This is a genomic window from Streptomyces sp. NPDC029956 (assembly GCF_055574655.1).
Map to the genome: position 1 here is coordinate 138,535 of NZ_JBVHZJ010000009.1, position 12,397 is coordinate 150,931.

The window sequence follows — 12,397 nt, forward strand, 5'->3', positions numbered from 1 at the left end:
GACCGCACGTGTGGGGCCTCGCGCGGCCGCACGCGACTGCCCCGCACGCGACTCCCGCGAGGCTCAGCGTCCCGCCGGTGTTCTCGACGCGCCCTGGACCGCCAGGACGATCAGACCCACGCCCAGCCACACCACGCCCACCACCTGCGCCGCCACCGAGGCCTCCACGATGACCGCGACGAGGATCGCGGCGCCGACCACGGGCAGGACGACGTGCTTCAGCCAGTGCGGCGGCCCCTCCGCCCTCTGCACCGCGAACCAGCCCACCACGCTCGCGTGCAGCAGGACGAAGGCCGTCAGGGCGCCCACGTCCACGACCGACACGAGGTGGTCGAGGCCGTCGTCCCGACGGGCCGCCCACACCGCCGCGATCATCGTCACCGTCGCCGACACCAGGAGCGCCACCCGCGGCACGCCCCCGTCCGTCCGGGCCAGCACGTGCGGCAGGCGCCGGTCGCGGCCCATGGCGAAGAGGAGCCGACTGCCGGCCGCCTGCCCCGCGAGCGCGGCGAAGGCCGCGCCGATCGCCTTCGACACGGCCACGAGGTCGTGCAGCCAGCCGCCGACCGCGCTCTCGACGGCGTCGTAGAAGGCCGACCCCTGCTTCCCCGGGTCGGCCGCGAGCTCGGCCGAGGAGACCGGTTCGAGCAGCGCCACCAGCCAGGTCTGCGCGATGAACAGGACGCCCGCGAGGGCCAGGCAGAACAGCAGCGCCCGCGCCACCTTCGCCGACCCGCCCGTGACCTCCTCCGCGAAGGAGGCGATCGCGTCGAAGCCCAGGTAGGACAGGACGGCCACGGACACCGCGCCGACGACGGCGGCCAGTGAGAACGACGCGTCACCGGTGAGCGGCGACCACCAGTCGCGCCGCGCCCCGTCCTGCGCGAGCGCCACGATCGCGGAGACGACGAAGACGAGCAGCACCACGATCTCCATCGCGAGCACCGCGAAGCCGACCCGGGCCGCCGCCCGTACGCCCCAGAGGTTGAGCAGGGTCGTGAGGACGACGGCGATCCCCGTCCACACCCATCGGTCGACCTCCGGGACCAGCGCCTCCATGGCGATGCCCGCGAAGAGATAGGCGACGGCCGGGATCAGCAGGTAGTCGAGCATCGCCATCCAGCCGGCGATGAAGCCCGGCCCGTCGCCGAGGCCCTTGCGCGCGTACGTGAAGACGGAGCCGGCCTGCGGGGCCACCCGCACCATCTGCGCGTAGCTGAAGGCCGTGAACGCCATGGCGACCGTGGCGACGACGTACACGAGCGCGACCGCGCCGCCGGACTTCGCGTCGAGGGTGCCGAAGACGCCGACGGGCGCCATCGGGGCGATGAAGAGCAGTCCGTAGACGACCAGGTCCCGGAACCCGAGGTTCCGTCGAAGTCCCGTGTGTTCCGCGTCTTCCCCGTGCGCCGCCACCTGCGATTCCTCGGCCATGGCCACAGTTTCGGCCACGGCACCGATCAAACCGCTCACCGACGCGGCCTTACGATGGGGCGCATGACTGCAACGCCCGCGTCGACGCCCGATTCCGCCTCCGCGACGAACCGCCCGAAGCGTGTCCTGCTCGCCGCTCCCCGCGGCTACTGCGCGGGCGTGGACCGTGCCGTGATCGCGGTGGAGAAGGCCCTGGAGCAGTACGGCGCCCCGATCTACGTCCGCCACGAGATCGTCCACAACAAGTACGTCGTCCAGACCCTGGAGCGGAAGGGCGCCGTCTTCGTCGACCAGGCGACCGAGGTGCCGCCGGGCAACATCGTGATGTTCTCCGCGCACGGCGTCGCCCCGACCGTCCACGAGGAGGCCCGCGAGGGCCGTCTCGCGACCATCGACGCCACCTGCCCGCTGGTCACCAAGGTCCACAAGGAAGCCGTCCGCTTCGCCAACGAGGACTTCGACATCCTCCTCATCGGCCACGAGGGCCACGAGGAGGTCATCGGCACCTCCGGCGAGGCCCCCGACCACATCCAGCTGGTCGACGGCCCCGGCGACGTCGCCAAGATCGAGGTCCGCGACCCGTCCCGCGTCGTCTGGCTCTCCCAGACCACGCTCTCCGTCGACGAGACGATGGAGACGGTCGACGCGCTGAAGGAGAAGTTCCCGCAGCTGATCTCCCCGCCGTCCGACGACATCTGCTACGCCACGCAGAACCGCCAGATCGCGATCAAGGAGCTGGCCGGCCAGGCCGAGCTCGTCATCGTCGTCGGCTCGAAGAACTCCTCGAACTCGATCCGCATGGTCGAGGTCGCCAAGCAGGCCGGCGTCCCCGCCGCGTACCTCGTCGACTTCGCGAGCGAGATCGACGAGGCCTGGCTGGAGGGCGTCACCAGCGTCGGCCTCTCCTCCGGCGCCTCCGTCCCGGACATCCTCGTGCAGGAGGTCCTGGAGTGGCTCTCCGCGCGCGGTTACGCGGACGTGGAGATCGTCAAGACGGCCGACGAGTCCCTCACCTTCTCGCTGCCCAAGGAGCTCCGCAACAAGGACCTGCGGGCCGTGGCCGAGAAGCTGGGCGCGGGCGCGCCCGCCCCGTCCGCCAAGGAGTAACCCGGCACCGCAGCCCGTACCGTGGATTCCATGAACGTCTTCGGAGTGGACATCGGCGGCTCGGGCATCAAGGGCGCCCCCGTGGACCTGGAGCGCGGAGCGCTCGCCGAGGAGCGCCACAAGGTACTGACCCCGCAGCCCGCCACACCCGACGGTGTGGCGGGCTGCGTCGCGGAGGTCGTGGCGCACTTCGGCTGGACGGGACCGGTGGGGGTGACCTTCCCGGGAGTGGTGACCGGCTCGACCATCCGCACGGCGGCGAACGTCGACGCGTCATGGATCGGCGTGGATGCGGGCACCCTGCTGAGCGACCGCCTGGGCGGCCTCCCGGTGACCGTCCTGAACGACGCCGACGCGGCCGGGATCGCCGAGATGACCTACGGCGCGGGGCGCGGCCGCAAGGGCACCGTGATCATGCTGACCCTCGGCACGGGCATCGGCTCGGCCCTCTTCGTCGACGGCCACCTCGTCCCGAACACGGAGCTGGGCCACCTGGAGCTCAAGGGCCACGACGCGGAGACCAGGGCGTCGACGAAGGCCAAGGAGGACGAGGACCTCAGCTGGGAACACTGGGCGACGCGCCGCGTGCGGAAGTACCTCGCGCACGTGGAGATGCTGTTCTCGCCGGAGCTGTTCATCATCGGCGGCGGCGTGAGCCGGAAGGCGGACAAGTTCCTGCCGCTCATCGAGGGCATCAGGGCGGAGATCGTTCCGGCGGAACTCCAGAACAACGCGGGGATCGTGGGCGCGGGCATGGCGGCGGGAGCGGCGTAGGGGGCTCTACGGCGCCGGGGCGGGCCGCCGGGGCGAGGCCGGTTGTCCCGGATGCCGTCGAGGCCGCCCAGACGAACAGGTCCGAACCCTTCGTCAGGCGACGGGGCGACGGCGAGGGGTCCGGCCGCCCGACGCGGGCCCCCTCCCAGCGGCCCCGGGCGCCTCACCGGCGACGGCGGAGGCTCCGGCCGAGGGGCCGGCGGTCGGGGCCGCCTGGGCGGCGGTACGCACGAGGTGCTGGCGCCGCCCCATCTCCCGCACCTTCCGGACGCTCGCGATGAGCCCGGCGACGAGGGTCCCGCCGTACAGCCAGCCGGCGTGCACGGCGAGAGCGGTCACGACGGCCATGGCCTGGCCGCCGAAGCCGCCCGTGCCGCCCGCGATGGGAACGACGCCGACGGCGAACGCGATGGGCACGCCGATGGGGGCGGTGACGAGGTCCGCCGCACGGACCCAGAGCGCGGTCAGGGCGCTGACCGGCAGGAACAGCAGCCCGTAGACGACGGGGGAGCCGTCGAGGAGCAGCCGGTCGAGGAAGCCGAGCGTCAGCATGACGGCGGAGGCGAAGAGCCCGGCGCCCAGCCCGGTGAGGCGGGGCTGGGGGAGGCGCCGCAGCGCGAGGACGACGGGCGGCACGGGCCGCCCCGTCGGCTTCCCGGCCGCCGCTCCCGGTTCCCCGGCGCGCTGGACGCGTGGGCCGCCGGGGCCCCGTCGGGTCCGGCCGGTCACCCGGTACACGGCCGCGCCCTCCACGAGCGCGGGGGGCGGGGTGACGGGCGGCGTGACGGGGTTTTGCGGCCGTCGGCGGCCTTGCGGCTGACTTGTCCTGTGCTGCTCCACTCCACCAACGTAGGTCGGAAAGGGGCGGGAACCGGGTCCGGGACACGCCCTTTGGGTGACCTTGCCCCCGAGAACGACCGAAGGTCGGCGTCACTGGCCGGTTCGGCCCGCCCGTAAACTGGGGGATCGGCCCCCCGTCCACACTTCAGGAAGTCGCCACCGTGTCGCTCACGATCGGAATCGTCGGTCTGCCGAATGTCGGCAAGTCGACCCTGTTCAACGCCCTGACCAAGAACGACGTGCTGGCGGCCAACTACCCGTTCGCCACGATCGAGCCCAACGTCGGAGTCGTGGGTGTCCCCGACGCCCGTCTGACCAAGCTCGCGGAGATCTTCTCCTCGCAGCGCATCCTCCCGGCGACGGTCGACTTCGTCGACATCGCGGGCATCGTGCGCGGCGCGAGCGAGGGCGAGGGCCTCGGCAACAAGTTCCTGGCGAACATCCGCGAGTCGGATGCGATCTGCCAGGTCATCCGCGCCTTCAAGGACGAGAACGTCGTCCACGTCGACGGCAAGGTCTCGCCGAAGGACGACATCGAGACGATCAACACGGAGCTGATCCTCGCGGACCTCCAGACGATCGAGAAGGTCCTTCCGCGCCTCCAGAAGGAGATGCGGATCAAGAAGGACACGGCGCCCAAGGTCGCCGCGGTCGAGGCCGCGCAGGCGATCCTGGAGAAGGGCGACACCCTCTTCTCGCAGGGCATCGTGCAGGGCTCGGAGAAGGCGGAGCTCCTCCACGACCTGCACCTCCTCACCACCAAGCCGTTCCTCTACGTCTTCAACGTGGACGAGGACGAGCTGACGGACGACGCCTTCAAGGCCGAGCAGAGCGCGCTGGTCGCCCCGGCCGAGGCGATCTTCCTGAACGCGAAGCTGGAGCAGGACCTGGCGGAGCTGGACGAGGAGGACGCCATGGAGCTCCTCCAGTCCGTCGGCGCCGAGGAGCCGGGCCTGGCGACCCTCGCCCGCGTGGGCTTCGCGACCCTGGGCCTCCAGACCTACCTGACGGCCGGCCCCAAGGAATCCCGCGCCTGGACGATCAAGCAGGGCGCGACGGCCCCCGAGGCGGCCGGTGTGATCCACACCGACTTCCAGAAGGGCTTCATCAAGGCCGAGGTCATCTCCTTCGCCGACCTGGTGGCAACCGGCTCGGTGGCCGAAGCCCGCTCGGCCGGCAAGGCCCGCATGGAGGGCAAGGAGTACGTCATGCAGGACGGCGACGTGGTGGAGTTCCGCTTCAATGTGTGACGGGTGATGTAACACCACGTCGCTGATCTGGCAAACGTGCAGGTCAGATGGGGTCCGACTCTTCGGAGTCGGGCCCTTTGTTCTTTCCCGTGCTGGGATGGTGCTGGGATAGCTGATCCCTCGTCACCTGTCGTCATCCCTGGTCATCCGTACCGTGCTGGGATCGTGTTGGGATGGGATGGGATGGGATGGGGGTGCCCGTGCTGGGATTTGTGTGAGCGGGGCGCTGACCGAGCTGTGAAGGTAGTGCGGACGTGGCGCTTTTCCTACTCGTTTGACACAATCGGGGACATGGCTGAGGCGACGTACAGCATCGGGGAAGGGCCAGCGACGCGGGTGAGCTTGTCGCTGCCGGAGGGGACCGCGGAGGCGATCCGGGCTCGGGTGGGCAAGCGGGAGTTCTCCGCGTTCATCGCCGAGGCGGTCGAGCGTGAGCTGCGCGGGCAGGTCCTGGACGAGTACCTGGCGGACTACGAGAGCCGCAAGGGGCCGGTCTCCGAGCCGGCTCGTCAGCGGGCGCGGCAGGTCTTCGACGAGGTGTTCGCCGAGGAGGCCGAGTGGCCCGCCGCAGGCTGAGTCACGAGGGGACGCTCGTCCTCGACAGCGAGGGACTCTCGAAGCTGCTCGCTGACGAAGAACAGGTGGTGGCTCTGATCGCTGAGGCGCGCTCGCGTGGCATGGAGGTCGTGATCAGTGCGCTCACCATCATCGAGGCCGTCCACGCCCGTACGAACAAGTCACGCCTGAACTGGGTGCTTTCCGGGCTGCGGGTCGTCCCGGTCGGTGACGAGGAGGCGAGGGCTGCCTCGAAGTTGCTGATGAATGCCGGGTTGCACGGACACAAGTACGCGATCGATGCGGCCGTCGCCGAGGCCGCGCTGCGACAGCACCGCCCCGTGGTCATGCTGACTTCCGATATTGACGACATGGCCAAGCTGTGCGGCGAGCGGGTCCGGCTCGTGGCGGTGTGATTTCCCTTGGTCCGGCTCAGTAGGAGCGGGGTCCGTAGGGGCTCCAGTGACCGAGGAAGGGCTTGAGGTCGTCGCCGCTGGGTTTCGGCGGCGTGGGCAGTTTCGGCGCTGAGGCCGATTCGGTGAGGTTTTGGAGGTGCGCGTCCGCGAACGCGAGCCACGCCTCGACCTCGGCCCGCTCCTGCCCGGGCGGAAGTGTTGTGGCATGGACGCCTACTGTTGCGACGTATTCAGTCAGGCGCCTGGCCTGGTACCAGGTGTCTGCCTGTTTTCCGAGTTGTTTGACACAGTAGGCGTGGGCGTAGGCGGCGTGGGCTTCCTGCATGGCGGCTTCCCAGCGCTTTTGCTGTACCTCTCTGGCTTGCTGGTCTGCAAGGCGTTTGCGTTCTGCGGCTTCGCCGCGGAGTCCGACCTCCTGCACGATCTCGGCGAGTTGTTCTTCCAGAGGCCGGTCGGGGAGATCTGCCCATTCGCTTGCACGGTGCGGGCTGCCGCCGCGGAGTATGAAGAGTAGGCGGCTGGAGGGGGTGTAGTCGAAGCGGGGGATGCGCATCCATGAGTGCTTCTTGGCGTCGGCGAGTTCCTTGTCTGTGGGGACGTGTTCGCTGCGGTCCTGTTCTTGGAGGACGAGGAATCCGACACTTTCGCCGTGGGCGGTGATGGAGAAGTGCGGTGGTGCCTTGCGGCGCCGATGGGGCGGGGGCGCGCCCTCTGTGGTTCCGAGCGATGCCTTGTGGCCTTGGGCTGTGGTGGCGGCGATGAGGGTTTGGATGATGCGCAGGGCTCGGCCCTGGAGGGGTTTGGTCAGGCCCATGGGCTGCGGCTGCTTTTGGAGGGTGGTCCCGGCGCCAGAAGGTGGGCAGCCACCAGCAGAGCACCGAGTGGTCGTCGGGCCACGGGGCGCGGTCCTCGGCTGCCCAGTCCTCGAAGGAGTCGCGTGTCAGGTCGACGGGGCGCCAGGCGGGGTCGAGCGGCTCGTCCTCGGCCGGCGGGCGGACGTACCGTCGGCCGTGCTCGTCGCAGGCGCCGAAGTCCTGGTAGTTCCGCTGGGCCTCGATCAGGGAGATCTTGTTCGCCCCGCCTGCCATGGTCGGCCATCGGAACTGGACCCCGTCGTCCTCCCAGAAGCAGACGGGGCAGATCTCGTACGAGCCGGGCATCGCGTCCAGTACGCAGTGCCCGCAGCACGGGCAGGGGTAGGAGTCGCTCACCTGCGCAGTCTGGTTGCAGGTCCCGCCGGGGTGCCATGGATTTCTCTGTCTCGGGGTGCCCAGGCAGTCCGCAGCCAGTCGGCAGGACACCCGTAAACGGCCGCCGGGAGCCGGCGTCAGGTGTCGTCAACGGTGGAGCGGTGGCTGACCCGGACGAACCGGACGGCCAGATCTCCGTTGTCGATCGTGTAGACGACGCGGTGACGCGGTAGTCGCCGACCCGTAGCCGCCGGCGGTCTGGCTGGGACACGAGTGCGGTCGTGTTGAAGCCGAAGGGATCGCTCTCACCGCACCGCGCCGCGCCGGGACCGGTCCGCGGTGGTGTCCGACGGCGGGCATACTTTCAGCCGGAATCGTTGCGACGGAGGTGCGGGGTCTTGAAGCTTGCCGAGGCGTTGGTGTTGCGGGCGGATGCCGCGCGGCGGGTCGAGCAGCTGCGGGCCCGGGTGGTCGGCAGCGCCCGGTACCAGGAGGGTGAGGAGCCTGCCGAGGACGCGGCCGCCCTGCTGGCCGAGACCGGCGAGGTCCTCTCCGAGCTGGAGGGGCTGATCCGGCGGATCAACCGGACCAACGCCCAGGCCGTCGTCGAGGGCGGCGGCACGCTCACCGACGCGCTGGCGCGGCGCGATGTGCTGCGGCTGCGGCACTCCGTCGTCACGGCGGCCGCCGACGCCGCCGCCGGGCGGGACCAGCACGGCATGGTGCGCCAGTTGCGGTCCGAACTGAAGATGCTGTCGGCGTTCCCCGTGGCGCCGCTGCGGGCCCAGGCCGATGTGCTGGCGCGGGAGATCCGTGAGGTCGACGTGCTGATCCAGCGGTCGAACTGGGAGGTCGATCTGCTGGACTGAGCGAGTCGCTCGACGTGGAGCAGGTAGTCGTACCGAAGGCGTGCACAAGCCGAGGACCGGCGGTCGATCCGGTCCACTCTGGTGCGTGGAGAGCAGCGCGGGGGTTCGATTCCCCTTTTACACAGCCGCTCAGCACAGCGCACGGGTAACGGTGCACAGCGCACAGTTCATCACCATGTGCAGATTCGGACGGCGAGGGCGGGGTCGGGGATCTCCACGTCGCAGTCGGCCCTCCCACCCCACGTATCCTCGACAGCTGGGGAACGGGGGAGAAGGATCGCGGAGGTGTACTGGTGGAGTTCCGGCTGCTCGGCTCCGTTGCGCTGGTGACGGAGGACGGGGACGTAGCCCTGGGGCCCGCCAAACGGTCCAGTCTTCTCGTCATGCTGCTGTTGCGGCCCAACAGCGCGGTGAACGTCGGTCAGCTGATCGACGCCCTCTGGGAGGAGGAGCCGCCCACCCACGCCAAGACCGTGCTGCAGGGGCACGTCTCGCGGCTGCGGGCGCTGCTCGCCGAGCACGGGGCGGAGGCGTACGGCGTCGAACTGGCCACGCAGGGGTCGGCGTACGTGCTGCGGATGCCGGAGTCCCTGGTGGACGCGCACCGCTTCGAGGAACTCGTGGCGCTCGCCGGGGTGCAGCGGCGCCCCGCCGACGCGGTACGGATGCTGCGGGAGGCCCTGTCGTACTGGCAGGGGCCCGCGCTGACCGGGACCGTGCACAGCCGGCCGCTCGAGGCCGCCGCCGGAGGCCTCGAGGAGCTGCGGCTCGCCTCCGTCGAGTCGCTCGCGGAGGCGTACGGAAAGCTCGGCGAACACGCCAGGGCCGCCGCCGTGCTGCGTACCGAGGCCGTCGCGCACCCGCTGCGGGAGTCCCTCGCGGCCGCGCTGATGCTGGCCCTGGGCCGTTCGGGCCGGCAGTCGGACGCGATCGACTGGTACCACCGCACCCGGCGGCTGCTCGCCGAGGAGCTGGGCGTCGACCCCGGCGAGACGCTCAGCGAGGCGTACGCGACGCTGCTCCGCTCCGCCGAGCCCGTGACCGTGGTCCGCCCGGCCGCTCCCGTCACCGCCCCGGCGCCCGAGGGTCTGCCGCGCGCCCCGCGCGGGTTCACCGGACGCGGCGTCGAACTCGCCGCCCTCGACCGGGCCGTACGAGGCGGTGACGGACCCGTCTGCCTGGTCACCGGGCCCGCCGGCGTCGGCAAGACGGCCTTCGCCGTCCACTGGGCGTACGAGCGCCGCGCCGACTTCCCCGACGGGCGGCTCTTCGCCGACCTGCGCGGCTTCAGCAACACCCCCGCGCCCGAGACCGCCGGTGTCCTCCGGGAGTTCCTCCTCGCGCTCGGCGTGCAGCCGCAGCGGATCCCGGAGGCCGTCGAGGCGCGCGGCGCGCTGTTCCGTTCCCTGACCGCCGGCCGCCGGCTGCTCGTCCTCCTCGACAACGCCCGCTCCTCCGAACAGGTCCGGCCCCTGCTGCCCGGCGGCGACCACTGCACCACCCTGGTCACCAGCCGCGACCGGCTGGGCGGTCTCATCGCCTCCGACGCGGCCCGGCCGGTGCCGCTCGGCCATCTCCCCCCGGCCGACTCCGCGGCGCTGCTCACCACCGTCCTCGGCGAGACGCGCGTCGCCGCGGAACCCGCCGCCGCCGCACGGCTCGCGGGACTCTGCGACGGCCTCCCGCTCGCCCTGCGCGTGACGGCCGCCCGGCTCGCCGAGCGCCCCGGGTGGACCCTCGACGCGATGGTCGGCGAACTCGCCGACGAGCAGAACCGGTTGATGCTCCTCGACGTCGAGGACCGGGGCGTCTCCGCCGCGCTGCACCTCACCGTGCAGCAGCTGCCCGACTCCGCGGCCCGGCTGTTCCGCGCGATCGGCCTGCACACCGGCTCCGACCTGGACCGGTTCGCGGCCGGCGCGCTCGTCGGCACGTCGCCGGTGCAGGCCTCCGCCGACCTGGACCGGCTGGCCGCCGCCCATCTGCTCACCGAGCCCGTTCCCGGCCGCTGGATGCCGCACGACCTGGTACGCCTCTACGCCCGGCACCTCGCCGAGGGCGCCGACCCCGAGGGCCTGCGCCGTCTCTTCGACCACTACCTGTACACGGGGCTCGCGGCCGACGCGGCGGCCGAGCCGGGCTCCCAGCCCTGCTACTCGCTGCCCGCCGACGCCCGCCGGCCCGCCGCGACCCTCGAGTTCGAGGACCGTACGGCGGCCCTCGACTGGTACGTGGCCGAGCGCGCCGCCCTGGAGGGCGCCGTCACCACCGCGGCCGCCCTCGGCCTGCACGACCGGGCCTGGCGGCTCGCGCTGGTGCAGTGGCCGCTGATGCTCATGCGGATCGGGGACGGCTGGACGCCGCTCCTGGAGGCCGGACTCGCCTCGGCCGAGCACGTGGGCGACTTCGACGCGCAGTCGCGGACCAGGGCGCTGCTCGGCTGGATCCTGCACGAGGAGGGCCGGAACGCCGAGGCCCTCGTCCATCTGGAGAAGGCACCCGGCCTGGCCGCCCGGGCCGGCGACATGATCAGCGAGGCGATCGCGTACGTCAACCACGCCGCCGTCCTGGACGTGACGGGGGAGCACGAGCGGGCCGGGCTGCTCATGGTGCACGCCGTCTCGCTCGCCGACCGCACGGGGCATCCGTCCACCCAGGTGCTCACCCTCCACCATCTGGCGGGGCACTGCATGAAGGCGGGGGACTACGAGGCGGCGCTCGCGCACACGCTTCGCGCCGGGGAACTCGTCGCACCCGACGCGGTGGTCGTCCAGGCCCAGCTGCAGATCGTCAAGGGCGAGGCGCTGGCCGGTATCGGCCGTGTCGAAGAGGCCGCCGACCAGCTCGAACGCGCGATCGCGGCGTCCGACGCGGCCGGTTTCACCGAGGGTTCGGTACGGGCGGCGGCGGGGCTCTCACGCCTGTCAGCGGATCGTTAGCGGTACGCAAGCGGGACGGCAGCGCGGGGACGGAAGCTGGATACAGCACCGAGGACATGACGTACTCGGCGCCCTGACGCCGGGGCGGTCGCCCCGGCGTATCCACACCGACCGAACGCTTCACGGGGGAGAACCACCATGCGCAACCACCACAAGTCCACCGTCCTGGCCGCCGCCGCCATCGCCGCCCTCTCGCTCGGCCTGACGGCCTGCGGCGGCGGCACGGACACCGGTGCGAAGGACGCGGGCAGCGCGAACTCCTCCGCGTCGGCCGAGGGCGCCACCGACAAGGGAACGGGCGCCGCCGACCAGACCGCCGCGAAGAGCGGCTCCGGTTCCACCGGCGGTTCGACGGCGACGGGCGGCACGTCCGGCGGCAACGGTACGAAGGCGACCACGGCGGGGTCCACGACGGGATCCTCGACCGGCGGCAAGACGTCCGCCACGGCGCCCGCCTGCGCCTACGGCGACATCAAGATCACGGCGGCGAAGGCCGACGAGGTCCCGACCGAGCACATCGTCCTCACCGCCACGAACACCTCCGGCAGCGCCTGCACCCTGCTCCAGTACCCGCTGATCGCCTTCGGTCCGATCCAGACCGCCAAGGACGTCCCGGCCGTCGCGAAGAGCAAGCCGGGCGCCCCGGTCGTCCTGAAGCCCGGCGCGCCCGCGTACGCGAACGTGCGCATCGCGCTCGGCGGCGCCCACGAGGACACCAAGGTCGTGAAGAGCTTCAACGTGAACCTCTTCGCCGCCGGCGGCCCGGCCGAGGGCAGCATCGTCGTCAAGGCCCCCGCGGGCGGCCTGGCCGTCGACGAGGCCGTCGCGAAGACGGGCTACTGGACCGAGCAGCTCCGCAACGGCGCCGACGAGTTCTGAGCGGCCACGGCCTCGCCCCGGACGTCCGCCCGGCCGTCCTGGCGAGTCACTGCGCCGGTCCGGTCTTCGACCCGGCCCCGCACGGCGGGACGACGGTGAGACCGGGTCACTGCGCCGGTCCGGTCTTCGACCCGGCCCCGCACG

The 12,397-nt window shown here is 71.5% G+C and carries 11 protein-coding genes and 2 pseudogenes; 8 read left to right on the forward strand and 5 right to left on the reverse strand.

Annotation, left to right across the window (positions count from 1 at the left end; genetic code table 11):
- Positions 1–63: 63 nt before the first annotated feature.
- Positions 64–1,434: an APC family permease gene (locus ACZ4XX_RS09975; RefSeq protein ID WP_468507451.1), complete on the reverse strand. Its 1,371-nt coding sequence runs from the start codon at positions 1,432–1,434 to the stop codon at positions 64–66.
- A 54-nt stretch (positions 1,435–1,488) separates the two neighbouring features.
- On the opposite strand from ACZ4XX_RS09975, the gene ACZ4XX_RS09980 reads away from it, so the two are divergent.
- The gene (locus tag ACZ4XX_RS09980) at positions 1,489–2,541 is read left to right on the forward strand and encodes a 4-hydroxy-3-methylbut-2-enyl diphosphate reductase (protein WP_468507452.1); all 1,053 of its coding nucleotides are present in this window, start codon (positions 1,489–1,491) and stop codon (positions 2,539–2,541) included.
- A 30-nt stretch (positions 2,542–2,571) separates the two neighbouring features.
- The gene (gene ppgK / locus ACZ4XX_RS09985) at positions 2,572–3,315 is read left to right on the forward strand and encodes a polyphosphate--glucose phosphotransferase (protein ID WP_468507453.1); all 744 of its coding nucleotides are present in this window, start codon (positions 2,572–2,574) and stop codon (positions 3,313–3,315) included.
- A gap of 93 nt (positions 3,316–3,408) precedes the next feature.
- Here the strand turns inward: ppgK and ACZ4XX_RS09990 are convergent, their stop codons facing one another.
- Positions 3,409–4,053 (reverse strand): DUF6542 domain-containing protein, encoded by a 645-nt coding sequence (locus ACZ4XX_RS09990; protein ID WP_468507454.1) that lies wholly within the window; start codon positions 4,051–4,053, stop codon positions 3,409–3,411.
- A 263-nt stretch (positions 4,054–4,316) separates the two neighbouring features.
- Here ACZ4XX_RS09990 and ychF point away from each other — a divergent pair, with 263 nt between their 5' ends.
- The 3 genes from ychF (at position 4,317) to ACZ4XX_RS10005 (ending at position 6,376) form a co-directional block, all read left to right on the forward strand.
- Positions 4,317–5,405, forward strand: coding sequence for a redox-regulated ATPase YchF (gene ychF, locus ACZ4XX_RS09995; RefSeq protein WP_468507455.1), 1,089 nt, complete (start codon positions 4,317–4,319; stop codon positions 5,403–5,405).
- 291 nt (positions 5,406–5,696) lie between these two features.
- Positions 5,697–5,981 (forward strand): hypothetical protein, encoded by a 285-nt coding sequence (locus tag ACZ4XX_RS10000; protein ID WP_028438980.1) that lies wholly within the window; start codon positions 5,697–5,699, stop codon positions 5,979–5,981.
- Positions 5,963–6,376 carry a PIN domain-containing protein gene (locus ACZ4XX_RS10005; protein ID WP_037661709.1) on the forward strand — a complete coding sequence of 138 codons (414 nt, stop codon included), beginning with the start codon at positions 5,963–5,965 and terminating at the stop codon, positions 6,374–6,376. The genes ACZ4XX_RS10000 and ACZ4XX_RS10005 overlap by 19 nt, the downstream gene beginning before the upstream one ends.
- 16 nt (positions 6,377–6,392) lie before the next feature.
- Here ACZ4XX_RS10005 and ACZ4XX_RS10010 read toward each other — a convergent pair whose 3' ends face one another.
- The 3 genes and pseudogenes from ACZ4XX_RS10010 to ACZ4XX_RS10020 all read right to left on the reverse strand — a co-directional run.
- Positions 6,393–7,190, reverse strand: coding sequence for a hypothetical protein (locus ACZ4XX_RS10010; RefSeq protein ID WP_468507456.1), 798 nt, complete (start codon positions 7,188–7,190; stop codon positions 6,393–6,395).
- A 172-nt stretch (positions 7,191–7,362) separates the two neighbouring features.
- A pseudogene (locus ACZ4XX_RS10015) lies at positions 7,363–7,677 on the reverse strand (CPCC family cysteine-rich protein); the annotation flags it as partial.
- 26 nt (positions 7,678–7,703) lie between these two features.
- Positions 7,704–7,873: pseudogene (locus tag ACZ4XX_RS10020) on the reverse strand (type II toxin-antitoxin system RelE family toxin); the annotation flags it as partial.
- 91 nt (positions 7,874–7,964) lie between these two features.
- Here ACZ4XX_RS10020 and ACZ4XX_RS10025 point away from each other — a divergent pair.
- The 3 genes from ACZ4XX_RS10025 (at position 7,965) to ACZ4XX_RS10035 (ending at position 12,253) form a co-directional block, all read left to right on the forward strand.
- Positions 7,965–8,435: a DIP1984 family protein gene (locus tag ACZ4XX_RS10025; RefSeq protein WP_468507457.1), complete on the forward strand. Its 471-nt coding sequence runs from the start codon at positions 7,965–7,967 to the stop codon at positions 8,433–8,435.
- A 293-nt stretch (positions 8,436–8,728) separates the two neighbouring features.
- Complete coding sequence (locus tag ACZ4XX_RS10030) at positions 8,729–11,374, forward strand: AfsR/SARP family transcriptional regulator (RefSeq protein WP_468507458.1); 2,646 nt, start codon at positions 8,729–8,731, stop codon at positions 11,372–11,374.
- 138 nt (positions 11,375–11,512) lie between these two features.
- The gene (locus ACZ4XX_RS10035; protein ID WP_468507459.1) at positions 11,513–12,253 is read left to right on the forward strand and encodes a DUF4232 domain-containing protein; all 741 of its coding nucleotides are present in this window, start codon (positions 11,513–11,515) and stop codon (positions 12,251–12,253) included.
- The last annotated feature ends 144 nt before the right edge of the window (positions 12,254–12,397 follow it).